General features: G+C 61.2%; 20 protein-coding genes and 1 pseudogene. 8 read left to right on the forward strand and 13 right to left on the reverse strand.

Annotation, left to right across the window (positions count from 1 at the left end):
- Both BLR16_RS20620 and BLR16_RS20625 read left to right on the forward strand, forming a co-directional pair.
- A pseudogene (locus BLR16_RS20620) lies at positions 1 to 279 on the forward strand (threonine dehydratase); the annotation flags it as partial.
- Positions 280 to 813: 534 nt separating this feature from the next.
- A complete protein-coding gene (locus BLR16_RS20625) occupies positions 814 to 1242 on the forward strand; it encodes a DUF2269 family protein (RefSeq protein ID WP_003343869.1) in 429 nt (142 codons plus the stop codon).
- A 13-nt stretch (positions 1243 to 1255) separates the two neighbouring features.
- Here the strand turns inward: BLR16_RS20625 and BLR16_RS20630 are convergent, their stop codons facing one another.
- Entirely contained in the window at positions 1256 to 1912 is a 657-nt protein-coding gene (locus BLR16_RS20630; RefSeq protein ID WP_003372134.1) for a histidinol-phosphatase, read from the reverse strand.
- A gap of 142 nt (positions 1913 to 2054) precedes the next feature.
- Between BLR16_RS20630 and BLR16_RS20635 the strand changes: the two genes are divergently transcribed.
- The 4 genes from BLR16_RS20635 to BLR16_RS20650 all read left to right on the forward strand — a co-directional run bounded on the left by BLR16_RS20635 (position 2055) and on the right by BLR16_RS20650 (position 7179).
- Positions 2055 to 2534 (forward strand): RNA pyrophosphohydrolase, encoded by a 480-nt coding sequence (locus BLR16_RS20635; protein ID WP_002555745.1) that lies wholly within the window; start codon positions 2055 to 2057, stop codon positions 2532 to 2534.
- A 21-nt stretch (positions 2535 to 2555) separates the two neighbouring features.
- Positions 2556 to 4835 (forward strand): phosphoenolpyruvate--protein phosphotransferase, encoded by a 2280-nt coding sequence (gene ptsP / locus BLR16_RS20640; protein WP_002555744.1) that lies wholly within the window; start codon positions 2556 to 2558, stop codon positions 4833 to 4835.
- 507 nt (positions 4836 to 5342) lie between these two features.
- Positions 5343 to 6155, forward strand: a complete 813-nt coding sequence (gene lgt / locus BLR16_RS20645; protein WP_003432384.1) for a prolipoprotein diacylglyceryl transferase — start codon at positions 5343 to 5345, stop codon at positions 6153 to 6155.
- Between the two features lie 52 nt (positions 6156 to 6207).
- On the forward strand, positions 6208 to 7179 hold the full coding sequence (locus BLR16_RS20650) for a thymidylate synthase (RefSeq protein WP_074807161.1): 972 nt from the start codon (positions 6208 to 6210) through the stop codon (positions 7177 to 7179).
- A gap of 61 nt (positions 7180 to 7240) precedes the next feature.
- Here BLR16_RS20650 and cadR read toward each other — a convergent pair whose 3' ends face one another.
- A complete protein-coding gene (gene cadR, locus BLR16_RS20655; protein ID WP_058416802.1) occupies positions 7241 to 7687 on the reverse strand; it encodes a Cd(II)/Pb(II)-responsive transcriptional regulator in 447 nt (148 codons plus the stop codon).
- A gap of 86 nt (positions 7688 to 7773) precedes the next feature.
- Here cadR and BLR16_RS20660 point away from each other — a divergent pair, with 86 nt between their 5' ends.
- The gene (locus tag BLR16_RS20660; protein ID WP_074807165.1) at positions 7774 to 10032 is read left to right on the forward strand and encodes a heavy metal translocating P-type ATPase; all 2259 of its coding nucleotides are present in this window, start codon (positions 7774 to 7776) and stop codon (positions 10030 to 10032) included.
- A gap of 156 nt (positions 10033 to 10188) precedes the next feature.
- Here the strand turns inward: BLR16_RS20660 and hutG are convergent, their stop codons facing one another.
- From hutG to BLR16_RS28260, 10 genes are all read right to left on the reverse strand, one after another.
- Positions 10189 to 10989, reverse strand: a complete 801-nt coding sequence (gene hutG / locus BLR16_RS20665; protein WP_003350448.1) for an N-formylglutamate deformylase — start codon at positions 10987 to 10989, stop codon at positions 10189 to 10191.
- Between the two features lie 11 nt (positions 10990 to 11000).
- Positions 11001 to 12206: an imidazolonepropionase gene (hutI, locus tag BLR16_RS20670; RefSeq protein ID WP_003432386.1), complete on the reverse strand. Its 1206-nt coding sequence runs from the start codon at positions 12204 to 12206 to the stop codon at positions 11001 to 11003.
- Between the two features lie 15 nt (positions 12207 to 12221).
- On the reverse strand, positions 12222 to 13598 hold the full coding sequence (locus BLR16_RS20675; RefSeq protein ID WP_003432387.1) for an amino acid permease: 1377 nt from the start codon (positions 13596 to 13598) through the stop codon (positions 12222 to 12224).
- Positions 13599 to 13700: 102 nt separating this feature from the next.
- Positions 13701 to 15248 carry a histidine ammonia-lyase gene (gene hutH / locus BLR16_RS20680; protein WP_003372122.1) on the reverse strand — a complete coding sequence of 516 codons (1548 nt, stop codon included), beginning with the start codon at positions 15246 to 15248 and terminating at the stop codon, positions 13701 to 13703.
- Between the two features lie 54 nt (positions 15249 to 15302).
- Positions 15303 to 16844, reverse strand: a complete 1542-nt coding sequence (gene hutH, locus BLR16_RS20685) for an HAL/PAL/TAL family ammonia-lyase (RefSeq protein ID WP_074807168.1) — start codon at positions 16842 to 16844, stop codon at positions 15303 to 15305.
- Between the two features lie 12 nt (positions 16845 to 16856).
- On the reverse strand, positions 16857 to 17687 hold the full coding sequence (locus tag BLR16_RS20690; protein ID WP_003432397.1) for a quaternary amine ABC transporter ATP-binding protein: 831 nt from the start codon (positions 17685 to 17687) through the stop codon (positions 16857 to 16859).
- On the reverse strand, positions 17684 to 18535 hold the full coding sequence (locus BLR16_RS20695; protein WP_058416798.1) for an ABC transporter permease: 852 nt from the start codon (positions 18533 to 18535) through the stop codon (positions 17684 to 17686). Before BLR16_RS20695 ends, BLR16_RS20690 begins: the two co-directional genes overlap by 4 nt.
- 73 nt (positions 18536 to 18608) lie before the next feature.
- Positions 18609 to 19577 carry an ABC transporter substrate-binding protein gene (locus tag BLR16_RS20700; RefSeq protein WP_074807172.1) on the reverse strand — a complete coding sequence of 323 codons (969 nt, stop codon included), beginning with the start codon at positions 19575 to 19577 and terminating at the stop codon, positions 18609 to 18611.
- 113 nt (positions 19578 to 19690) lie between these two features.
- Positions 19691 to 21388, reverse strand: a complete 1698-nt coding sequence (gene hutU / locus BLR16_RS20705) for a urocanate hydratase (RefSeq protein WP_016569239.1) — start codon at positions 21386 to 21388, stop codon at positions 19691 to 19693.
- Positions 21389 to 21494: 106 nt separating this feature from the next.
- A complete protein-coding gene (locus BLR16_RS28260; RefSeq protein ID WP_129402441.1) occupies positions 21495 to 21815 on the reverse strand; it encodes a hypothetical protein in 321 nt (106 codons plus the stop codon).
- A 224-nt stretch (positions 21816 to 22039) separates the two neighbouring features.
- Here BLR16_RS28260 and betT point away from each other — a divergent pair, with 224 nt between their 5' ends.
- The gene (betT, locus tag BLR16_RS20710) at positions 22040 to 23995 is read left to right on the forward strand and encodes a choline transporter BetT (protein ID WP_192872994.1); all 1956 of its coding nucleotides are present in this window, start codon (positions 22040 to 22042) and stop codon (positions 23993 to 23995) included.
- 169 nt (positions 23996 to 24164) lie between these two features.
- Here the strand turns inward: betT and BLR16_RS20715 are convergent, their stop codons facing one another.
- The gene (locus tag BLR16_RS20715; RefSeq protein ID WP_024663431.1) at positions 24165 to 25211 is read right to left on the reverse strand and encodes a LacI family DNA-binding transcriptional regulator; all 1047 of its coding nucleotides are present in this window, start codon (positions 25209 to 25211) and stop codon (positions 24165 to 24167) included.
- Between the last annotated feature and the right edge of the window lie 143 nt (positions 25212 to 25354).

A 25354-nucleotide genomic window follows, 5' to 3' on the forward strand; every position in this document is an offset into this window, starting at 1 on the left:
GTTGGCGGGCATGCCGAGCGGGTCAATGATGAAGTGGTGCTGCGCTTCGAGTTCCCGGAGCGACCGGGCGCGCTGTTCAACTTCCTCAACCGTCTGGGCGGCCGCTGGACCATCTCCATGTTCCACTACCGCAACCACGGCGCTGCTGACGGCCGGGTGGTTGCCGGGCTGGTGGTGCCGGAGGATGAGCGGCATCTGGTCGGCGCTGCACTGGATGAGATCGGTTACCCGTATTGGGACGAGAGCGAGAACCCGGCGTACAGGCTGTTTCTGGGCTAAGGCCGGGATATCTCGCGTTCACGACGCTCCGCGTCACAAGAGGACGCAGAGCGTCCAGACCGGCATACCCACGCGGAGCATGGGCACGATGGGGATCTGACTGACAACTATCGTTCCTCACGCTCCAGCGTGGGAATGCAGTTCACGACGCTCTGCGTCGCAAGAGGACGCGGAGCGTCCAGAGCGGCATACCCACGCGGAGCATGGGCACGATAGTGTTCTCCCTGACGACTATCGTTCCTCACGCTCCAGCGTGGGAATGCAGTTCACGACGCTCTGCGTCGCAAGAGGACGCGGAGCGCCAGACCGGCATACCCACGCGGAGCATGGGCACGATGGGGATCTGACTGACAACTATCGTTCCTCACGCTCCAGCGTGGGAATGCAGTTCACGACGCTCTGCGTCGCAAGAGGACGCGGAGCGTCCAGACCGGCATGCCCACGTGGAGCACGGGCGCGATAGCGCTTAGGGCACGGCTCTTGTGTCCACACTGCTAAACTCACCCAAGCCCGATTCCAGAGGAACACCGCGTCATGGAACCCATCACCACCCTTAATACCCTGCACATCGTCGCCATCGCGTTGTTGCTGATCAGCGCGCTGGTGTTGGCCAGCGGGGTGGTCAAGGTGCGTCTTGAAGGCGACACGACCGTGCAGAATCGCCTGCTCAAGCGGCCATTGCTGTTTTTCTGGGTGTTGATGGCCGTTTGCCTGGCGACGCTGCCGTTCAGTGGCTGGTGGCTGGTGCATTTGAAAGGCCTGTCACTGGGCCAGACCTGGGTGCTGGGCAGCAGCGTGCTTTACACCCTGGGGCTGTGCAGTTGGGTCTGGCTGGTGGCCAGGCTCAACCGCTTGCGTCTTGGTGCCAAAGGTGGCAAGCGCGGCTTCACCTTGGCGCTGACGGTGATCAGCGTTGTGTGCTTCGTGGCAATGGCCGGTCTGACGGGCTTCAAACCGGCCTGAGTATTGCCAGCACTCAGTGGCGCAGGGTAATCACCGGCCAGCCGCGTCGCTCGGCTTCGGCACGCAATTTATCGTCCGGATCGACCGCGACCGGGTTGGCCACCTGCTCCAGCAGAGGCAGGTCGTTCATCGAGTCACTGTAGAAATAGCTGCCCTCGAGGCTGAACGCGTTGTCTTCCAGCCACTGGTTGAGGCGTGTCACCTTGCCTTCACGGAAGCAGGGCACACCCGTGGTACGACCGGTATAGCGTCCATCCACCATTTCGCACTCGGTCGCCAGCAGGGTATCGATGCCCAGCTGCGCCACGATAGGTGCTGTCACAAAGCGGTTGGTGGCGGTGATCACCACCAGCTTGTCGCCAGCCTCTCGGTGTTTGGCGATCAATTCCAGCGCCTTGGGCAGCATCATTGGTTCGATGCAGTCGCGCATGAACTCGCGATGCCACTGCTCAAGCTGCGCCATGTCAGTGTTGCCCAGAATCTCCAGGGTAAAATTCAGGTAGTCGGTCATGTTCAGCGTGCCGGCCAGGTAATCCTGATAGAACTCGTCGTTGCGGGTCTTGTAGGTCGCGGCATCAAGGATCCCGCGCCGGCACAGGTAATCGCCCCAGGCGTGATCGCTGTCGCCGCCCAGAAGGGTGTTGTCGAGGTCGAATAAAGCCAGGCGCATAGGGTTACTCGCTGAAATAGTTGAAAAAAGAGCCCCAGAATACGAGGTTTTCACAAGTCTTCACATAAGGTGATAAGCCTCGTTGCTGGTTTGATCGCCTTTGTGGAACAATGCGGCGACATGCGTTTGCGAGGTTGTTGCCGTGATCGACCCCGATGGTTTCCGTCCTAATGTCGGGATTATTCTGACAAACGATGCTGGTCAGGTCCTATGGGCTCGGCGTATTAACCAGGATGCCTGGCAGTTTCCTCAAGGGGGTATCAACCCGCAGGAGACGCCGGAAGACGCGCTTTATCGCGAATTGAATGAAGAAGTCGGTCTGGAACGACATGATGTGCAAATACTTGCCTGCACTCGGGGCTGGTTGCGCTATCGTCTGCCGCAAAGACTGGTCCGTACCCACAGCCAGCCGCTGTGTATCGGCCAGAAGCAAAAATGGTTTCTCCTGCGCCTGATCTCCAACGAGCAGCGGGTGCGGATGGATTTGACCGGTAAACCGGAGTTCGATGGCTGGCGCTGGGTCAGTTATTGGTACCCGTTAGGCCAGGTGGTGACATTCAAGCGCGAGGTGTATCGACGCGCACTCAAAGAGCTTGCCCCGCGCCTCTTATCGCGCGACTGACACGGAGTTCGACCCCGAGCCATGCTCAATACGCTGCGCAAGATCGTCCAGGAAGTTAACTCCGCCAAGGATCTCAAGGCGGCGTTGGGCATTATTGTGTTGCGCGTCAAGGAGGCCATGGGCAGCCAGGTCTGCTCGGTCTACCTGCTCGATGCCGAGGTCAACCGCTTTGTCCTGATGGCTTCCGAAGGCCTCAACAAGCGCTCCATCGGTAAAGTCAGCATGGCGCCGAATGAAGGCCTGGTCGGCCTGGTCGGTACGCGCGAAGAACCGCTGAATCTCGAAAACGCCGCAGATCACCCTCGTTATCGCTACTTCGCCGAGACCGGTGAGGAACGCTACGCCTCGTTCCTGGGCGCGCCGATCATTCACCACCGGCGCGTGGTTGGCGTGTTGGTCATCCAGCAAAAGGAGCGCCGTCAGTTCGACGAGGGCGAAGAAGCCTTTCTGGTCACCATGAGCGCGCAACTGGCGGGCGTTATCGCGCATGCCGAAGCGACCGGCTCGATCCGCGGTCTGGGTCGTCAGGGCAAAGGCATTCAGGAAGCCAAGTTCGTGGGTGTCGCCGGTTCGCCGGGTGCTGCGGTCGGTGTCGCCGTGGTCATGCTGCCGCCTGCCGATCTGGAAGTGGTCCCCGACAAGACCGTCACTGACATCGCCGCTGAACTGGCGCTGTTCCAGAACGCGCTGGAAGGCGTACGCAATGACATGCGCACCCTGTCAGCCAAACTGGCCACCCAGTTGCGTCCCGAAGAGCGGGCGCTGTTCGATGTCTACCTGATGATGCTCGACGACGCCTCGCTGGGCAGCGAAGTGACCGACGTCATCAAGACCGGTCAATGGGCGCAGGGTGCCTTGCGCTCGGTGGTCAGTGAGCACGTCAAACGTTTCGAGCTGATGGACGATGCCTACCTGCGCGAGCGGGCGTCGGACGTCAAGGACCTGGGCCGCCGTCTGCTGGCTTACCTCCAGGAGGCGCGACAACAGGCGCTGGTCTATCCCGATAACACGATTCTGGTCAGCGAGGAGCTGACCCCGGCCATGCTCGGCGAAGTGCCGGAAGGCAAACTGGTCGGCCTGGTGTCGGTTCAGGGTTCCGGCAACTCCCACGTCGCGATTCTGGCGCGGGCCATGGGCATTCCCACGGTCATGGGCCTTGTGGACTTCCCTTACTCCAAGGTCGATGGCATCGATCTGGTGGTCGACGGCTATCATGGCGAAGTCTTCACCAACCCCAGCGAAATCATGCGCAAGCAGTTCGGCAAGGTGGTGGAGGAGGAGCGTCAGCTCTCCCAGGGCCTGGATGCCCTGCGCGAACTCCCTTGCGTCACTCTCGACGGGCATCGCATGCCGCTGTGGGTCAACACCGGTCTGCTGGCCGACGTGGCGCGTGCGCAACAGCGTGGCGCCGAAGGGGTAGGCCTGTACCGCACCGAAGTACCGTTCATGATCAACCAGCGCTTCCCGAGTGAAAAGGAACAGCTGGCGATCTACCGCGAGCAACTGGCCGCCTTCCATCCACTGCCGGTGACCATGCGTAGCCTGGACATCGGTGGCGACAAGTCGCTGTCCTACTTCCCGATCAAGGAAGACAACCCGTTCCTCGGCTGGCGCGGTATTCGCGTCACCCTCGACCACCCGGAAATTTTCCTGGTCCAGACCCGCGCCATGCTCAAGGCCAGCGAGGGCCTGAATAACCTGCGCATTCTATTGCCGATGATCTCCAGCACCCACGAAGTGGAAGAAGCGCTGCACCTGATCCACCGCGCCTGGGGCGAGGTGCGCGACGAAGGCACCGACGTGCCCATGCCGCCGGTGGGCGTGATGATTGAAGTGCCTGCCGCGGTCTACCAGACCCGCGATCTGGCGCGTCAGGTGGACTTCCTCTCGGTCGGCTCCAACGACCTGACTCAATACCTGCTCGCGGTCGACCGCAACAACCCGCGCGTGGCCGATCTCTATGATTACCTGCACCCGGCAGTGCTTCAGGCGCTGCAAAGCGTGGTGCGTGATGCCCACGCCGAGGGCAAGCCGGTGAGCATCTGCGGCGAAATGGCGGGTGACCCGGCAGCAGCGGTACTGTTGATGGCGATGGGCTTCGACAGCCTGTCGATGAACGCCACCAACCTGCCTAAAGTGAAGTGGATGCTGCGCCAGATCAACCTCAGCAAGGCCAAGGAACTGCTGGCGCAACTGATGACCAACGATAACCCGCAAGTCATCAGCAGTTCTCTGCAACTGGCGCTGAAAAACCTCGGCCTGTCGCGGATGATCAACCCGAGCTCGGTCAAAGGGCACTAAGCGCTACCAATGCTTTCGTGAGCAAGCTCACTCCCACAGGGGTACACATGCACCTGTGGGGCGGGCCGGTCGACGTTCACTTGTTCGCGAAGAGGCCGGTACAGACTCCGGGGAATGGCGCGTTTGGGCTACCGCCTTCGTGAGCAAGCTCACTCCCACAGGGGTACACACTGCCCCGTAGGAGCGAACTTGTTCGCGAAGAGGTCGGCATGATCGCCGAAAATGTGTCGTTTGAAACACCGTCTTCGCGAACACGCCAAGCCTTGCCCGGTTCGCTCCTACGCCCTGGGGGCAGAAGCCTGTAAGGCACGTATTCAGTGCGCTCCAAGACCTGTCTATAACGCTGTGCGCGGAAGCGCTAAGCGTACGGCTGGACACATCAGGCGTATCTTTTTTCATTTCGTTCAGGCGGCTTCCATCGGTCGCCGCTAGAGCATCCTGCCGGGCTCCGGTAACATGCGCGCCTGATTCAGTCGCTCGCAAGGGCGTTCCAATTGAGGAGTCGCAATGCTGCCTTACCCGCAGATTGACCCGGTAGCCGTCGCTATCGGCCCGCTGCAAATTCACTGGTACGGTTTGATGTACCTGGTCGGTATCGGCGGCGCCTGGCTGCTTGCGTCGCGTCGCCTGAACAAGTTCGACCCGACCTGGACCAAGGAAAAACTCTCCGACCTGATTTTCTGGCTGGCCATGGGCGTGATTGTCGGCGGGCGGCTGGGCTACGTGCTGTTCTACGACCTGTCGGCCTACATCGCCAACCCGCTGCTGATCTTCGAAGTCTGGAAGGGTGGTATGGCGTTCCACGGCGGCTTTGTCGGCGTGATGATCGCGGCCTGGTGGTTTGGCAAGCGCAACGGCAAAAGCTTCTTCCAGCTGATGGACTTCGTTGCTCCGCTTGTGCCGATCGGCCTGGGTGCCGGGCGTATCGGCAACTTCATCAATGCCGAGCTGTGGGGCAAGCCGACCGACGTGCCGTGGGCGATGGTTTTCCCGCCATTCAGCGACCCTGCGCAACTGGCGCGTCATCCTTCGCAGCTGTATCAGTTCGCCTTGGAAGGCGTTGCGCTGTTCATCATCCTCAATCTGTACGCCCGCAAGCCGCGTCCAACCATGGCCGTTTCCGGCATGTTTGCGCTGTTTTACGGGATATTCCGCTTTGTAGTCGAGTTCGTCCGCGTCCCTGACGCCCAGTTGGGCTACCTGGCGTGGGGCTGGGTGACCATGGGCCAGATTCTCAGCCTGCCGATGATCATCGCCGGCCTGTTCCTGATCTGGCTGGCCTACAAGCGCGAACCGTCTGCCAGCAAGGCAGCGGCTTAATACCGAAACGCCGGGTGTCAGCACCCGGCGCGTTCAACAAGGCAGGTGATTTATGAAGCAATATCTGGAACTGGTCGCTCATGTGATCAAGCACGGGACCTTGCAAGCCAACCGTACCGGCGTGAACACCATCAGCTTTCCGGGTGCGATGCTGCGTTATGACTTGCAGGAAGGTTTTCCGGCGATCACCACACGGCGCATGGCCTTCAAATCGGCCATCGGCGAGATGGTCGGCTTTCTGCGTGGCGTGAACAACGCCGCCGAATTCCGCGAACTGGGTTGCAAGGTCTGGGATCAGAACGCCAACGAAAACGCTCAGTGGCTGAACAACCCGTTCCGCAAGGGCGAGGACGATCTGGGCGAAATCTATGGCGTGCAATGGCGCAAGTGGCCAGCCTACAAGCGTATCGATGCCGGCAATGTCGCGGCCATAGAACTGGCGCTGGGCCAGGGGTATCGTCAGATTGCCGAATCCGAAGAAGACGGTCAGTCGTTCGTGGTCCTGTACAAGGCCATCGACCAGATTCGCCAGTGCGTCGACACCATCATCAACGACCCAAGCAGCCGCCGCATTTTGTTCCATGGCTGGAACTGCGCACAGCTCGATGAAATGGCCCTGCCGCCGTGCCACCTGCTGTACCAACTGCACCCGAACCCGCAGACCCGCGAAATCTCGCTGACGCTGTACATCCGCTCCAACGATCTGGGCCTCGGCACGCCGTTCAACCTGACCGAAGGCGCCGCGCTGCTGAGCCTGATCGGCCGCCTGACCGGCTACACCCCACGCTGGTTCACCTACTTCATCGGCGACGCCCACGTGTACGAAAACCATCTGGACATGCTCAACGAACAGATGACCCGCGAGCCGTACCCGATGCCGAAACTGGTCATCTCCGAGCGTGTACCCGAGTTTGCCAAGACCGGTGTGTACCAGCCTGAATGGCTGGAACTGATCGAGCCTTCGGACTTCACCCTGGAAGGCTACCAGCACCACCCGGCAATGACGGCGCCGATGGCGGTCTAAGAGGGCTTCGCGCTATGACCTTCTCGTTCCCGCCTGAGGAACGAGAGGTGTCAAACCCCTCTCAATGCCCATGACTCCTCCCCACATGTGAAGGCTCGCCCTCTGGCGCTGCCACAGCCCCCGTCACTTCCAGCCTCTCCAGTATCGCGCAATGTTCTGTCGTGCCATCGCTGCAGCGGCGACGCAGGTCGAGCAGTTGTTCCTGGAGCGCTTGCAGGCTTGCGACGCGGGCGTTGACGTGTTCGATGTGTTCGTCGATCAGGGTGTTGACGTTTTCGCACTGGTCCTGCGGGCTGTCGCGCAGGTTGAGCAGGTTGCGGATTTCTTCGAGGGTCATGTCCAGGCTGCGGCAATTGCGGATGAACGACAGGCGCTCCATGTGCGCCTGGGTATACAGCCGGTAATTGCCGTCACTGCGGGCGGGGGCGGGCAGCAGGCCTTCGCGCTCGTAATAACGGATGGTTTCGACCTGGGTGTCGGTCAGTTTTGCCAGTTCGCCGATTTTCATGTGGACTCATCTCGTTTGAGTGCTTGACCCTATAGTGGCTACAGGGTGTTCACTTGGCAACAAGCAGAATCCTGGAGCCACAACGAATGGGCACGACGATCAAGAATTCCCCCGCACATGACCACGATCATGACCATGATCACGGCGAGCACGCACACGAGCAAAAGCCCGTGGAGCATGCCCATTCGTGCTGCTCCAGCGATGCACAGCCCGCTGTAGTGACCTTTGGCGAAGCGTCTGCAGCGGGTGGTCGTCTTAGCAGCTTCCGTATCGAGGCGATGGATTGCCCCACCGAGCAGACGCTGATCCAGAACAAGCTGGGCAAGCTGGCCGGTGTGCAGAAGCTGGAATTCAACCTGATCAACCGCATGCTGGGGGTCTGGCACGACCTGCCGTCCACCGACCCGATTCGTGAGGCTATCAGTTCACTGGGCATGCAGGCCGAGCCGGTCGAGGAGGGTGCAGCGTCTGCCGACTCGGCGTCGGTGGTGAAGAAACACTGGTGGCCGCTGGCGTTGTCCGGCGTTGCGGCGCTGGGCGCAGAGGTGGTCCATTTTGCTTCGCTCGGCCCGACCTGGGTGGTTGCCTTGCTGGCGCTGGTGTCGATCTTCAGTTGCGGGCTGACGACCTACAAGAAGGGCTGGATCGCACTCAAGAACTTCAACCTGAACATCAATGCGCTGATGAGCATCGCGGTGACCGGCGCCATTCTGATCGGTCAGTGGCCGGAAGCGGCAATGGTGATGTTCCTGTTTACCATCGCCGAGTTGATCGAAGCCAAGTCACTGGACCGCGCGCGCAATGCGATCAGTGGCCTGATGCAACTGACGCCTGAGCTTGCCACCGTCAAGCAGGCGGATGGCAGCTGGCAGGAAATCGACGCCAAAAACGTCGAACTGGAGGCTATCGTCCGGATCAAGCCCGGCGAGCGTGTCGGACTGGACGGTGAAGTGGTGTCCGGCAGCTCGACGATCGATCAGGCATCGATTACCGGTGAAAGCCTGCCGGTGGAAAAGACTGTCGGCGACAAGGTTTTCGCGGGCACCATCAACCAGGCCGGTTCGCTGGAATATCGCGTCACCGCCGCCGCGAACAACTCGACGCTGGCGCGCATCATTCATGCGGTAGAAGCGGCGCAGGGTTCGCGTGCGCCGACCCAGCGCTTTGTCGACAGCTTTTCGCGCATTTATACGCCGGTGGTGTTCGTCGTTGCGTTGGCATTGGCGTTGGTCGCGCCGCTGTTCTTCGGCGGCGAATGGTATGACTGGATCTACCGGGCGCTGGTGCTGCTGGTGGTGGCCTGCCCATGTGCGCTGGTGATTTCCACGCCGGTGACCATCGTCAGCGGTCTGGCAGCGGCGGCGCGCAAGGGGATTTTGATCAAGGGTGGCGTTTATCTGGAAATGGGCGAGAAGCTCGATTACCTGGCCCTGGATAAAACCGGCACGCTGACCCACGGCAAGCCGGTGCAGACTGATTATGTGCCATTGAACCCTGCTGTTGCCGACAGTGCCCCGGTGATTGCCGCGAGCCTTGCCGGGCGTTCAGATCACCCGGTTTCCCAGGCGATTGCCAAGGCCGCCGATGGCAGCCTGACGCTGCATGAAGTCAGCGCGTTCGAGGCGCTGGGTGGGCGGGGTGTGAAAGGCGAGATCAACGGCCAGATGTATCACCTGGGCAACCATCGCCTGGTGGAGGAGCTGGGCCTGTGTTCGCCGGAGCTGGAAGCCAGGCTCGATGCGCTGGAAATGCAGGGCAAGACCGTGGTGCTGTTGCTCGATGCCTCTGGCCCGATCGCGCTGTTTGCCGTCGCCGATACGGTGAAGGAGACCAGCCGTGAGGCCATTGCCCAGTTGCACGAGCTGGGCATCAAGACGGTCATGCTGACCGGTGATAACCCGCACACCGCCAAGGCGATTGCCGATCAGGTCGGCATCGATGAAGCGCAGGGTAATCTGCTGCCTGCCGACAAGCTCAGTGCGATCGAGGCGCTTTACGGCCGTAATCACCGGGTAGGCATGGTGGGCGACGGTATCAATGATGCGCCTGCGCTGGCCCGTGCGGAGATCGGTTTCGCGATGGCCGCTGCAGGCACCGATACGGCCATCGAGACAGCAGATGTCGCCCTGATGGACGATGATCTGCGCAAGATTCCAACATTCATTGCGCTTTCACGCCGGACATCGGCGGTGCTGAAGCAGAACATCGTGTTGGCCATCGTGACCAAGGTGCTGTTCATCGGCATCACCTTCGCGGGCCTGGCGACCATGTGGATGGCGGTGTTTGCCGACATGGGCGTGAGCTTGCTGGTGGTGTTCAACGGTTTGCGCTTGCTCAAGAAGTGATCAGTCGGCAACGTTGAAGGGCGGACGCGGAGCGTCCAAACGGCATTCCCACGCGGAGCATGGGAACGATAATCATGGCCACCGGCTCCGATCACTGGCTATCGCTCCCACGCTCCGCGTGGTAGCGCCTTTCTGGACGCTCGGCGTCCGCCTTCATCAGCCAAAGCGCTCCTGCCCCCAGGCGATGAAGGTTTCCAGCAGTGGCTTTAGCACGGCGCGGGTCGGCTCGGCCAGGTCCGGGCGGTAGTGGAAGGGCACGAATTCGTCCATGTAGGTGCTTTGCGCCAGCTCCAGCTGTACTGCGTGGATGTTGTTGGCCGGGTTGCCGTAGTGGCGGGTGATGTGGCCGCCCTTGAAGCGTCCGTTCAACACATGGCTGTAGTCCTTGGCCGCTGCGCAGACCTGCTCCAGTCGGCTGGCCAGTTCCGGGTCGCAGCTCAGACCATTGAAGGTGCCCAGGTTGAAGTCCGGCAGGCGGCCGTCGAACAGGTGCGGGATGTGGCCGCGAATCGAGTGGGCGTCGAACAGCAGCGCATAGCCGAACTCGTCACGCATGCGCTGCAGTTCCTGCTCCAGCGTCTGGTGATACGGCGTCCAGATCTGTTGCAGATACCGCGCTCGTTCCTCGGCGCTGGGCGTCTGGCCGTCCTTGAACAGTGGCACGCCATCGAACAGGATCGACGGAAACAGGCCGGTGGTCGCACCGGCGTACATGGGCTTGTCGTCAGACGGCCTGTTGAGGTCGATGACAAAGCGCGAGTATTCGGCGGCCAGGGTGCTGGCGCCCAATTCAGCGGCGAAGTCATACAAACGCGGAATGTGCCAGTCGGTATCCGGCAGGCTCAAGGCTTCGTCCACCAGCGCGGCTTCGACCACCGGGGTCAGTTTCAGACCGGCATGCGGCATGCTGATCAGCAGCGGAATACGGCCACGCTTGAATGTCAGAACGTTATCCACAGGGCTCTCCTTCAGATCGATGATTCGACGCCGTGGCGCACGATACGTTTGTCCAGATCGCCGCCCAGCCAGTAGGCCAGATCAGCCGGCCGTTCAATGTTCCAGGCGATGAAATCCGCCACCTTGCCGACCTCCAGCGAGCCGTGGGTCGCGCTCATGCCCAACGCCCTGGCGGCATTGAACGTCACCCCCGCCAGTGCTTCTTCGGGCGTCATGCGAAACAGCGTGCAGGCCATGTTCAGCATCAGGCGCAATGACAGGCCCGGCGAGGTGCCAGGGTTGAGGTCGGTGGAAATCGCAATCGGCACGCCGTGCTTGCGCAGCGCGTCCATCGGCGGCAGTTGCGTTTCACGCAGGAAGTAAAACGCCCCCGGCAGCAGCACCGCGACGGTTCCGGCAGCCGCCATGGCGATGGCGTCGTCCTCGGTCATGAACTCCAGATGATCCGCCGACAGCGCCTTGTAGCGCGCGGCCAGGCTCGATCCACCCAATGACGACAGCTGCTCGGCATGCAGTTTGACCGGCAGTGCCAACTGCCCTGCGGTGATGAACACCTGCTCGACCTGCGCAGGTGAAAACGCCAGGTATTCACAGAAAGCATCCACCGCATCGACCAGCCCTTCGGCTGCCAGCGCCGGGAGCATGTCGTTGCAGATGTGGTTGATGTAATCGTCGGCGCGATCGGCGTATTCCGGCGGCAGCGCATGGGCGGCCAGGCAGGTGGCACGCACGGTGACTGGCTGGGTGTTGCCCAGACGACGAATCACCCGCAGGATCTTGCGCTCGTTTTCCAGGTCCAGCCCGTAGCCCGACTTCATCTCGACGGTCGTGACGCCGTCCTTGAGCAAGTGCCGCAAGCGGCGCTCGGCACTGGCGTACAGCTCATCTTCACTGGCGGCGCGAGTCGCACGCACCGTGCTGGCAATACCGCCGCCCGCTGCCGCTATTTCTGCGTAGCTGACGCCCTGCAGACGCTGTTCGAACTCGCCACTGCGGTTGCCGCCGAACACCGTATGGGTGTGACAGTCGATCAGGCCGGGCGTGACCCATGCACCGCCCAGATCGATGCAGTTGTCATGTTCCGGCTCGGCCAGCTCGGCCTGAGGCCCGATCCACTCGATGAGCGCTCCGGAGGTCACGATGGCGGCATGCTCGATGATCGAGTATTTGCCGTGCGCCATGCTTGCGATGTGACAGTTTTTCCAGAGCGTTTTCATTCCAGGCCTCGTTGATCAATGAGTGTTGTTGAGCGCCTTGGGCTTGACCCACACAGCGTAGGCGATGAGCAGCAGCACGATCCAGATTGCGCCGACGATCAAGGCTGCACGGTTGTCCGGGAAATAGCCCAGCACGCCGAAGATGAACAGCATGAAGGCGATGGCGGCCGCAGGCCCGTAAGGCCAGAACGGCACGGCGAATTTCAGCTGTGCCGCTTCCTCGCGGTGCATCGAGCGGCGCATGGCGACCTGCGTCAGCAGAATCATCAGCCAGACCCACACGGTGGCGAAGGTGGCCAGCGACGCGATCAGCAGGAACACATCCTTGGGGATCAGGTAGTTGAGCAGCACGCCGCCCAGCAACGCGATGCCCATGACCAGCACGGTCATCCACGGCACGCCATGGCGTGAAACGCGGGCAAAACTGGCGGGCGCCTGACCATCACGGGCCAGCCCATACATCATGCGGCCTGCGCCGAAGATGTCGCTGTTGATGGCCGATACGGCCGCCGAGATCACCACGATGTTGAGGATGGTCGCCGCCGAAGCGATACCCAGGTTGTCGAAAATCTGCACGAACGGGCTGCCCTGCGTGCCGATCTGCGGCCACGGGTAGATGCACATCAGCACAAACAGTGTCAGCACGTAGAACAGCAGAATGCGCAGCGGTACGGCATTGATCGCCTGCGGCAGGCTGCGTTGCGGGTCCTTCGCTTCGCCTGCGGTAATGCCGATGATTTCAATGCCGCCGAAGGCAAACATCACCACCGCGAACGAGGCGATCAGACCGGTGACGCCGTTGGGCATGAAGCCGCCGTGTGCCCACAGGTTGCTGATGCCTATTTCGGTGCCGCTGGTCGAGCTGCCGATGCCAAAGATCATGATGCCGAAGCCTGCGACGATCATGGCCACGATGGCGCTGACCTTGAGGATCGACAGCCAGAATTCGGTTTCGCCGAAGACTTTCACATTGCACAGGTTGAGCGCGCCGATCAGGAACACGATGCCCAGCACCCAGATCCAGCGCGGCACCTCCGGAAACCAGAAGCCCATGTAAATGCCGAATGCGGTCACGTCGGCGAGGCAGACAATGATCATTTCGAATGCGTAGGTCCAGCCCAGTACGAAACCGGCCAGCGGGCCCATGTAGCGCGTGGCGTAATGGCTGAAGGAGCCGGAAACCGGGTCGTGAACGGCCATTTCGCCCAGTGCGCGCATCACCATGTACACCGCCGCGCCGCCGATCAGGTACGCCAGCAATACGGCAGGCCCGGCCTGTTGAATCGCCGAGGCCGAGCCGTAGAACAACCCTGTGCCGATGGCAGAGCCCAGGGCCATGAAGCGGATGTGGCGGGCGGATAACCCGCGTTTCAAACCATCTTGTGACGTCATTTCAGGTCCATTTCATTACAGGTATGGCAAAAGCCGCGAGAACGCCTGCATCCGGCCTCCCGCAGCGATGACCAAAGCGAGCCCTGCCAGGCTCGCGGTGCATCACAGACTGGGTAGCAGACGTGCAGGAACCAACGGGTTCAGGCAAGTGGAGGACAACAGCTGACTGGCAGCTTCGATGTCCGGTGCAAAAAAGCGGTCCTTTTCATAGAACGGGACCTTGCTGCGCAACAGGCTGCGGGCTTGCTCCAGCTTCGGAGAGGTTTTCAGACCCTCACGCAAGTCCAGACCCTGGCAGGCAGCCAACCATTCTACGGCAAGAATCCCGCGAACGTTTTCTGCCATTTCCCATAAGCGCTTGCCGGCGGCCGGTGCCATCGACACATGGTCTTCCTGATTGGCCGAGGTCGGCAGGCTGTCGACACTGTGCGGATGGGCCAATGCCTTATTTTCACTGGCCAGCGCGGCGGCGGTCACCTGCGCGATCATGAACCCGGAATTGACGCCGCCGTTGGCCACCAGGAAGGGCGGCAGCTGCGACATGTGCTTGTCCATCATCAGCGAAATGCGACGTTCGCTGAGCGAGCCTATCTCGGCGATGGCCAATGCGAGGTTGTCCGCCGCCATGGCGACCGGCTCGGCGTGAAAATTGCCACCGGATATGACGTCGTTCTCGGCGGCGAACACCAGCGGGTTGTCGGACACCGCGTTGGCTTCGATTTCCAGCACTTCGGCGGCCTGACGCAGTTGGGTCAGGCATGCGCCCATGACCTGTGGCTGGCAGCGCAACGAGTAGGGGTCCTGAACCTTGTCGCAGTTGCGGTGCGACTCGGACACGCCGCTGCTTTCGCCCAGCAGGTCACGGTAGCAGGCTGCCGCGTCGATCTGCCCGCGCTGACCGCGTGCGGCATGAATACGCGCGTCGAAGGGCGAGCGTGAACCGAGTACCGCTTCAACCGTCAGCGAGCCGCAGGTCAGGGCTGCAGCGAACAGGTCTTCGCCTTCGAACAGGCCGCGCAATGCGTAGGCGGTAGACACTTGCGTGCCGTTGAGCAGTGCCAGCCCTTCCTTGGCTGCCAGGGTCAGCGGTTGCAGCCCGGCAGCCGCCAGCGCATCGACGCCGTTCAGCCATTCGCCCTTGTAGCGCGCCTTGCCTTCGCCCAGCAGCACCAGCGACATGTGCGCCAGCGGTGCAAGGTCGCCGGAAGCACCGACCGAGCCCTTGAGCGGAATATGCGGGTAGACCTCGGCATTGATCAGCGCAATCAGGGCGTCGATGACCACGCGCCGAATGCCCGAGAAGCCGCGGCTCAGGCTGTTGACCTTGAGCACCATGATCAGACGCACCAGCTCGTCGCTGATCGGCTGACCGACACCGGCCGCATGCGACAGCACCAGCGAACGCTGCAGGTTTTCCAGGTCTTCGCTGGCAATCCGCGTCGAAGCCAGCAGACCGAACCCGGTGTTGATGCCGTAGGCGGTGCGGTTCTCGGCCAGAATGCGCTCGACACAGGCGACGCTGTCGTCGATCTGCTGGTCTGCGCTGCTGTCCAGCGTCAGGCTGACCGGCTGTAGATAAATACCGCGCAGTTGCGCCAGGGTCAGTTGGCCGGGGATCAGGTTCAGCGTCTTGGCAGATAAGGTGGTCACGATGCTGCTACTCCTTGATGAATGTCAGCGACGGCTGGTGGCCGTATGCTGTTTTTATAGGTCTGCCGCGTTGTTACGGCAGTGCTGGAAAACCCTTTCCAGCGACGTTTCGTCTTTGATCAGGGCCGCGCTGCTGGCGATGTCCGGAGCCAGCCAGCGGTCTTCGTCGTAGGCCGGGATGCGCTCGCGCAGCAGTCGCCACGCGGCACCGGTGCCCACGCCAAAACCCTGTGTCTTGAGAAATTCGAATGCCTGGGCCGCGAGTAAATACTCGATGGCCAGAATCTGCGTGGTATTGCCCAGCACCTTGTGCAGCTTGAGCGCAGCGCTGGTGCCCAGGCTCAGGTGATCCTCCTGCAGACCGGAAGTCACGTAGTTGTCGACCACAGCCGGTTGCGCCATCTGGCGGTTTTCCGCGCACAGCGAAGCGGCGACGTACTGGACGATCATCATTCCCGAGTTGACCCCCGGCTGGGTGACCAGAAACGCCGGCAGGCCACTGACCATCGGGTTGATCAGGCGGTCCAGGCGCCGTTCGGCGATCGAGCCCAGCTCGGCCATCGCCATGCACAGCAGGTCTGCCGCCATGGCCACCGACTGGCCGTGTGGATTGGCCTGGGACACCACTCGGAAAGCGTCGGGCGTGCCGAGCAGCAGCGGGTTATCGGTGACTGAATTGAGCTCGATCTCGACCTGGCGAGTGGCGTGAGCCAACTGGTCGCGGGTGGCGCCATGCACCTGGGGAATCGAACGAATACTCAGCGCATCCTGGGTACGAATGCCTTCGCTGCTGGCGAGCACTTCGCTGCCTGCCAGTAACGTGCGCAGGTTCTTGCCCACCTGTTGCATGCCCGGATGCGGCTTGAGGGCGAGGATGCTTGCATCGAACGCGTCCAGCTGGCCGCGCAGGGCTTCGAAGCTCATCGCGCCGATCACGTCGGCCCACTGGCTCAGACGCTCGGCGTCGGCGATGGCCAGACAGCTCAGGCCGGTCATGCACGGTGTGCCGTTGACCAGGCACAATCCGTCCTTGGCGCCGAGGATGACCGGAGCCAGACCTTCTTCGTTCAAGGCCTGCTCAGCCGGGACGATCTGCCCGCGATAGCTGACCTGGCCGATGCCCAGCAACGCGACGCCGACGTGCGCCATGTGCGTCAGGTAACCCACCGAGCCCTGCGCCGGTACTTGCGGCGTGATGCCCCGGTTGAGCAGGGCCAGTAGCGCTTCGACCACTTGCCGGTGAATGCCGGACTTGCCCTGGCTGTAGTTGAGAATCGCGGCGCAGATGATTGCGCGGGTCTGCTCGTCGGCCAGTGGCGCACCGACGCCGCAGGCATGGCTGAGCAGGGTATTGCGCGACAGGCGACTGAGCTGTTCGCCTTGCAGTGACACATTGCACAGCGCGCCGAGCCCGGTGTTCACGCCATAGGCGCGCTCGCCGCTGACGACGATGCGCTGCACGATGGCCTGAGCGTTGTCGATCCGTGCCCAGGCAGCATCCGACAGGACCAGTCTTGCGCCCTGCCGGGCCACGGCGACCACGTCCTGCCAGCCTGCAGGTGCTTCACCGATGACGATCTGTTCTGCTCGCGACATCTGCAACGGTCCTTAAAGGGTGGCTACGCGGCGCTGAACGAAACGATCCACGTAATCGTCGGCGGGCGAGTGGAGAATTTCTTTCGGCGTACCGACCTGAATCAATCGACCATCCTTGAGGATCGCGATGCGATTGCCGATGCGCACGGCCTCGTCCAGATCGTGGGTAATGAACACGATGGTCTTGTGCAGGCTGGCTTGCAGCTCCAGCAACTGGTCCTGCATCTCGGCGCGGATCAACGGGTCGAGGGCGCTGAATGCTTCGTCCATCAGAATGATGTCGGTGTCGGCCGCCAGCGCGCGGGCCAGACCCACACGCTGACGCATGCCGCCGGAAAGCTGGTGCGGGTATTTGTTTTCGTAGCCCTTGAGGCCTACGGTGGTGATCCAGTGCAGCGCGCGTTCCTGACACAGCGCCTTGCTCTCGCCACGCACGGTCAGGCCGTAGGCCACGTTGGCCAGCACGGTCTTGTGCGGCAGCAGGCCGAAGCTCTGGAACACCATGCTGATCTTGTGTCGGCGGAATTGGCGCAAGGCCTCCATGTCGTAACGCAGGATGTCTTCGCCATCGACCAGAATCTCGCCGCTGGTGGGGTCGATCAGCCGGTTGAAGTGACGCACCAGCGTCGATTTTCCCGAGCCGGAGAGGCCCATGATGACGAAGATTTCGCCGCTGCCGATCGACAGCGACAGGTCGTTGACCCCGACCACACAGCCGGTCTGGGCCAGCACCTGGTCCTTGCTCTGGTTTTGCCTGATCAACTCCAGCGCTTCTTTCGAGCGGTTGCCGAAGATCTTGAATACGTTTTTGACGACGATTTTGTTCGGTTCCACGCTGCTCATTTGTGCGCCTCATGCCGTGGGCGGCCATAGGCCTGCGTGATACGGTCGATGACGACCGCCAGAATGACAATGGCCAGGCCCGCTTCCAGCCCGCGCCCGACGTTGAGGGTCTGAATGCCCACCAGCACGTCTTCGCCAAGCCCGCGTGCGCCGATCATCGAGGCGATCACCACCATCGACAGCGCCATCATGGTGGTCTGGTTGATACCGGCCATGATGCTCGGCATCGCCAGCGGCAGTTGCACGCCGAACAGTTGCTGCCAGCGATTGGCGCCGAACGCGTTGATGGCTTCCATCACTTCACCATCCACCTGACGAATGCCCAGATCGGTCAGACGAATCAGCGGCGGTGCGGCGTAAATTACGGTGGCGAAGATCGCCGGCACTTTGCCCAGACCGAACAGCATCAGCACCGGGATCAGGTACACGAAGCTGGGCATGGTCTGCATGATGTCCAGCAGCGGCATCAGCACCGAGCGCAGCCGATTGCTGCGTGCCGAGAGGATGCCCAGCGGAATGCCGATCAGCACCGCGATGATCGTGGCGACCAGCATCAGCGCCAGCGTCTGCATCAGCTTGTCCCACAACCCGACCGCACCGACCAGAAACAGCAGGCCGACGATGACCAGCGTCGTGACGATCTTGCGTGTCGCGTGCCAGGCAATACCGCCGACGATCATCAGCATCAGCCACCACGGCGCCATGCGCAGCAGGCCTTCGAGGTTGACGATGGCCCATAGCAGGGTGTCGGAAATGTGCCGGAACACATCGCCGTACTGCGTGACCAGTGAGTCGACGCCATCGTTGACCCAGTTGGCGATCGAGAAAGTTAAGCTTTCAGGAAACATAAGCGGCTCTCAAATGAGGTGTGTCGGGTCAACGACGGGGCTGTCGAACCGTTCAGTCCGACAGCCCGGTCGTTTACAACGAAGCGTCCACCTTCTTCGCGGCGTCTTCGCTGACCCATTTGTGCCAGACTTCGGGGTGCTCTTTCAGGAAAATCTTCGCCAGCTTCGGCGATTCGATGCGTTCCTTGGCCATGCGCCCCAGGTTCTGGTTGAGCAGGTCGATAGGCAGGTTGACCTTTTCCAGGATGGCGACCAGTTCAGGGGCCTCATCGTGGAACACTTTGGACACGCCGACCTTGATATCGATCGTCTTGTTGACCCCGGCTTTCTCTTCCAGACGCACCAGGTCTACCTGACCCATGAGCGGCGTGGGTGACCAATAGTAGGCCAGGATCGGTTCGCCACGTTTGTAGCTGAAGAGAATCGCCGCATCCAGCGCCGGGCCGGTGCCCGGGCGGAAGTTGGTGTATTTGCTTTCCAGGCCGTAGCTCTTGAGCATTTCGCTGTTTTCCAATTCACAGGTCCAACCCGCCGGGCAGTTGTAGAAACGCCCTTTGGATGGCTCTTCCTGATCCTTGAACACGGCTGAATACTGGGCCAGATCGCTGATGGATTTCAGGTTGGGTGCCTTGGCTTCCAGCTTGCGTTTGGCATCGCCTTCGATCACATAGCGCGGCACGTACCAGCCTTCCACTGCGCCGACGATCGGCGCGCCGACACCAACCACTTTCCCGGCAGCGGCGGCCTTGTTCCAGACCTCGCTGCGACCGACCCATTCTTCGGCAAAGATCTGGATATCGTTGGTGCCCAGGGCGTTTTCCATGGCGATGGAATTGCCGGGCAGGGCGTCAACCGTGCAGCCGTAACCCTTGTCCAGAACGACCTGCAGAATGTCGGTCAGCAGCATCGCGCTTTCCCAGTTAAGACCGGCGAATTTCACCGGCTTGCCTGATTCGCACCAGCCGGCAGCCTGACTTGCGCCTGTGCTGGCGAGCAGGCCAGCGGATACCAGGGTGGTCAGCAGGGCCTTTTTCATATTCATTGTCGATGCTCCTAAGCCTGAAATGGATGACGGCAGCTTCAAGTAGGCATCCGGCCCGTGGGCATGCTCATGCCCGTCCCCGACGTGTGCCGGCCTGATGGCCGGCAACGTTGTCAACGTCCGATCATTGGCAGGTTCAAGCCCTGCTCTTTGGCACAATCGATAGCGATGTCGTAACCGGCATCGGCATGACGCATCACCCCGGTGGCCGGGTCGTTGTGCAATACGCGGGCGATACGCTCGGCGGCTTCATCCGTACCGTCGCAGACGATCACCATGCCGGAATGCTGCGAGAAGCCCATGCCGACGCCGCCACCGTGGTGCAGCGAGACCCAGGTCGCACCGCTGGCGGTATTGAGCAGGGCATTGAGCAGCGGCCAGTCGGAGACGGCATCGGAGCCATCGCGCATGGATTCGGTTTCGCGGTTGGGGCTGGCGACCGAGCCGGAGTCCAGGTGGTCGCGGCCAATTACCACCGGTGCCGACAACTCACCACTGCGGACCATTTCGTTGAAGGCCAGGCCCAGCTTGGCGCGCTGGCCCAGACCGACCCAGCAGATACGCGCTGGCAAACCCTGAAAGCTGATGCGCTCGCGGGCCATGTCCAGCCAGTTGTGCAGGTGCTCGTCATCCGGGATCAGCTCTTTGACCTTGGCGTCGGTCTTGTAGATGTCCTGCGGATCGCCCGACAGCGCGGCCCAGCGGAACGGCCCGATGCCACGGCAGAACAGCGGACGGATGTAGGCGGGCACGAAACCCGGGAAATCGAAGGCATTGGTGACGCCGACTTCCTTGGCCATCTGGCGAATGTTGTTGCCATAGTCGAAGGTCGGAATGCCGGCTTGCTGGAAGGCGAGCATGGCTTCGACGTGTTCGGCCATCGATTGCTTGGCCGCCTTGACCACACTGGCCGGCTCGCTGACCGAGCGGGCACGGTACTCGTCCCAGGTCCAGCCTTTGGGCAGGTAGCCATTGAGCGGGTCGTGGGCGCTGGTCTGGTCGGTGACCATGTCCGGGCGCACACCGCGACGGACCATTTCCGGCAGGATGTCCGCCGCGTTGCCACACAGGGCGATGGAGATGGCTTTGCCTTCGGCCGTGTATTTCGCGATACGCGCCAGTGCGTCATCGAGATCAGCGGCCTGTTCGTCGACGTAGCGGGTCTTGATGCGGAAATCGATACGGCTCTGCTGGCATTCGATGTTCAGCGAGCAGGCCCCGGCCAATGTCGCGGCCAGCGGCTGCGCACCACCCATGCCGCCCAAACCTGCGGTCAACACCCAGCGGCCCTTGAGGTTGCCGTCATAGTGCTGGCGACCGGCTTCGACGAAGGTTTCGTAAGTGCCTTGCACGATGCCCTGGCTGCCGATGTAGATCCAGCTGCCGGCGGTCATCTGGCCATACATGGCCAGGCCCTTGGCATCCAGTTCGTTGAAGTGCTCCCAGCTGGCCCAGTGCGGCACCAGGTTGGAGTTGGCGATCAGTACGCGCGGGGCGTTGCTGTGGGTCTTGAACACGCCGACCGGCTTGCCGGACTGCACCAGCAGGGTTTCATCATCGTTGAGCTGAGTGAGGCTTTCGACGATCTTGTCGTAGCACTCCCAGTTGCGTGCGGCACGACCGATGCCACCGTAAACCACCAGTTCATTGGGGTTTTCGGCGACTTCCGGGTCGAGGTTGTTCATCAACATGCGCAGCGGTGCTTCGGTCAGCCAGCTCTTGGCGGTCAGTTGAGTACCGCGTGCAGCCCGTACGACGCCTTCGCGATGGCGGGTCCAGTCCTGCTTAAGGTCTTGATTATTCTCGGTCACAAAAAAATCCTCGGCGATCAATTCGAACCAGCCCGATGAAGGGCGAGCAGCGCCTGGCGAAGCAGGCCTATTCAGTTGGGTAGAAGACAGAGTGTTCAGCCTGTCTCTACTTGTACATACAAGCATATGCAATCAAAAGACCAACTTTGTGCTGTCGCTGTTTTTTGCCCATCGAATCTATCTGCAGGGCTTTATTTATGCGGGCCTGGTGCTTTTGATCAGCAAAGGGGCATTTCTCCGAAAAGGGCTGGACGTTGTTACCTGAATGACTTTTTGCGCAGTTTTGGGGCGACAGGTAACAGATTGGTGCGGGGAATGTGTGCGCCGCGTTCGGGCCGGGAATGAACTGCCGCTGGGTGTTTGCAAACAGCGCATTTGGCGGGCTGCAAATGGCCTCTTCAGCATGGGAACGAACCCGCTCAAGCATGCGTCATACCCAGGCCTGAGCCAGCATTCACCGGCCTGCGATTAGGTCTCGCGGGTGTTTTCGTGTTTAAATTGAACGCTCGTTCAAGTTAAACCGGTGGTTCGCTGCCCGCTCACAACAGGAGGCTTACCCTTGCCGTATCCGCTTTTTGCAGTTGGTTTTATCAGTCCGGAGGCACTCAACCGATGAGTTCTGCGAGTTCCTCTTCAAGCGGCATGGTTCGCATGAATGCTCCAGTGTTCTATTTCGCTGCGAGTTTTATTCTGATTTTCGGCATCGTCGTGATCGCGTTCCCGCAAGCCAGCGGCGAATGGCTGCTGGCGGCGCAAAACTGGGCGGCCAACACGGTCGGCTGGTACTACATGATGGTCATGACCCTGTACCTGGTCTTCGTGGTGGTCACCGCCTTGTCGGGCTTCGGCAAGATCAAGCTCGGTGCCGACCACGACGAACCCGAGTTCAGTTACCTGTCATGGGCCGGGATGCTGTTTGCCGCCGGCATCAGCATCACGCTGTTCTTTTTCTGCGTTTCAGAACCCCTGACGCACCTGCTGCAACCGCCGCAGGGCGAGGGCGGTACCGCAGAAGCAGCACGCCAGGGCATGCAGTTGCTGTTTCTGCACTGGGGGCTGCATGGCTGGGGCGTGTTCGCGTTCGTCGGGATGGCGCTGGCCTATTTCGCCTATCGGCACAACCTGCCGCTGGCCCTGCGTTCGGCGCTGTATCCGCTGATCGGCAAACGCATCAACGGCCCTATCGGCTATGCGGTCGATGGTTTCGGCATCATTGCGACCATCTTCGGCCTCGGCGCAGACATGGGCTTCGGGGTGCTGCACCTCAACTCCGGTCTGGATTACCTGTTTGGCGTGGCGCACACCCACTGGATTCAGGTCGGACTGATCACCCTGATGATGGGCGCTGCGATTCTGGTGGCGATCGCCGGTGTCGACAAAGGCGTGCGCGTCATGTCCGACATCAACATGCTGCTGGCCTGTGCGTTGCTGTTGTTCGTGCTGTTCGCCGGCCCGACTCAGCACTTGCTCAACACGCTGGTGCAGAACATCGGTGACTATCTGGGTGCACTGCCGAGCAAGAGTTTCGACGTGTATGCCTACAACGAGCCGAGTGACTGGCTGGGCGGCTGGACGGTGTTCTATTGGGCCTGGTGGATTGCCTGGGCGCCGTTCGTGGGCCTGTTCATTGCGCGTATCTCGCGTGGCCGGACCATCCGTGAGTTCGTCTTCGGTGTGTTGCTGATCCCGCTGGGCTTCACCCTGGCGTGGATGTCGATCTTCGGTAACAGCGCCATCGATCAAGTGCTCAACCATGGCATGACTGCGCTGGGTCAATCGGCTATCGACGATCCGTCGATGACCCTGTACCTGCTGCTGGAAACCTATCCGTGGAGCAAGACGGTCATTGCGGTCACGGTGTTCATCAGCTTTGTGTTCTTCGTGACGTCGGCCGATTCGGGCACTGTGGTGCTGTCGACACTGTCAGCCAAAGGCGGCAACCCTGACGAAGACGGTCCGAAATGGCTGCGGGTGTTCTGGGGTGTGGCCACGGCGCTGATCACCAGTGGCCTGTTGTTCTCGGGCAGTATCGATGCGCTGAAGTCGGCTGTGGTACTGACCTCACTGCCGTTCTCGCTGATTCTGCTGCTGATGATGTGGGGCCTGCACAAAGCGTTCGTCATGGAATCCCAGCGCCAGATTGCGCAACTGTATTCGTTGGCGCCAGTGTCCGGTTCAAGGCGCGGCGGGTGGCGTCAGCGCCTGAGCCAAGCTGTGCATTACCCGTCGCGAGACGAGGTGTACCGTTTCCTAGATCAGACCGTGCGTCCGGCGATTGAAGAAGTGACGGCGGTGTTCGTCGAAAAGGGTTTGAACGTGGTCAACGTGCCCGACCCGTCCAACGACTCGGTGACCCTGGAAATCGGTCACGGCGAAGAACGTCCGTTCATTTACCAAGTGCAGATGAAAGGCTTCTTCACGCCTTCGTTCGCTCGTGGCGGCATGGGCTCCAAGCAATTGAACAATCGCCGCTACTACCGCGCCGAAGTTCACTTGAGCGAGGGCAGTCAGGACTACGACCTGGTGGGCTACACCAAGGAACAGGTCATCAACGACGTGCTCGATCAGTACGAGCGGCATATGCAGTTCCTGCATCTGGTGCGGTGATCGGGGCGTGGGGGGCGGTTACAACTATCGTCCCTCACGCTCTGCGCCGCGCCTCATGTTCAGGAGAGGACGCGGAGCGTCCAGAACGGCATGCGACGCGGAGCGTCGCACGATGGTTACAGGGTCATCGTTCCTCACGCTCCCGCTTAGGCTCGAGAGTGCGGCAGGCTCACGTACTCTCTCGCTCTACCAATCTGCATTCCAGCAGGTTCAGGCGTTGTATCTCTCCCTCTACTGGTAACACTCCGAGGCTTTCAAGCACCCGCGTGGCGGCCATTACGCCGATCTGCAGTGCGGGCGGTTTGATGGTGGTCAGGCTGGGCAGCATCATTTCTGCGAAGGCGTAGTCGCCAAAACCCATCACGGCGCAATCCTGCGGAATGCTCAGGCCTGCGCGCTGGCTGGCGAGCAGGGCGCCGGCTGCCAGGTTGTCGTTGGCGAAGAAGATCGCGTCAGGGCGGGGCTCTTGGTTCATCAGGGTGTCCATCGCCTGTTTGCCTGCCTCGAATGGCGCTCGGTCCGCGTCCGGGACGAAGACCCACGGCGTGATACCGAGCCCTTCCAGAGTCGCAGCGTAGCCGTCGCGGCGCTCCAGTGCGCTGAAGTCGCCCGCGATGCTGTTCTGTACGAACGCGATTCGCCGGTAGCCCTTGTCATGCAGATAACGGGCTGCCATGACGCCGACGTCGTAGTGCGAAAAGCCGATCTGGATCGGACTGCGGTCGGGTTGATGGTCCCAGGTTTCGATCACCGGGACATCGGTCTGCTCGAGCATTTTCTCGGTAGCAGGGCTGTGAAAGCGACTGGTCAGCACCAGTGCCGCCGGTGACCAGCCCAGAAATGCCCGTACCGCGCTTTCTTCCTGCTCGGCGGAAAAGTAGCTGGAGGCCAGCAGCAACTGAAAACCGTGCCGGCTCAGGGTGTCACTGAAGCCCTGAATGGTATTGGCAAAGATCGGCCCGGAGATGTTGGGAATCACCATCGCCACCACCCGGCTGCGTGCTGACGCCAGGCCGCCAGCAACCAGATTGGGCACGTAACCCAGTGCATTGACCGTGCTCGCAATCCGCTCGCGCAGTTCGGGCGATACCTGTTCCGGCTGATTGAAATAGCGCGATACGGTAATGGCCGACACCCCCGCCTGACGCGCCACGGCAGTGATCGTCACCCGGCCTGCGCCTCGGCGTTTACGTGTCAGGGGTTTCTCGTCGGCCATGCTCGATCACTTCGCATAAAAGTAAAAAGAATATAAAACTAATTTTTCAGTATTGGACGGTCTATCTAGCATTTCCCGATACTGGCGATGTTAGCGCTAACAAAGATGGTTTGTCTGCTACTCGCCACCGCGAATGCCCGGAC

Source organism: Pseudomonas sp. BS3767 (assembly GCF_900099665.1).
Classification (GTDB): Bacteria; Pseudomonadota; Gammaproteobacteria; order Pseudomonadales; family Pseudomonadaceae; genus Aquipseudomonas; species Aquipseudomonas cerasi.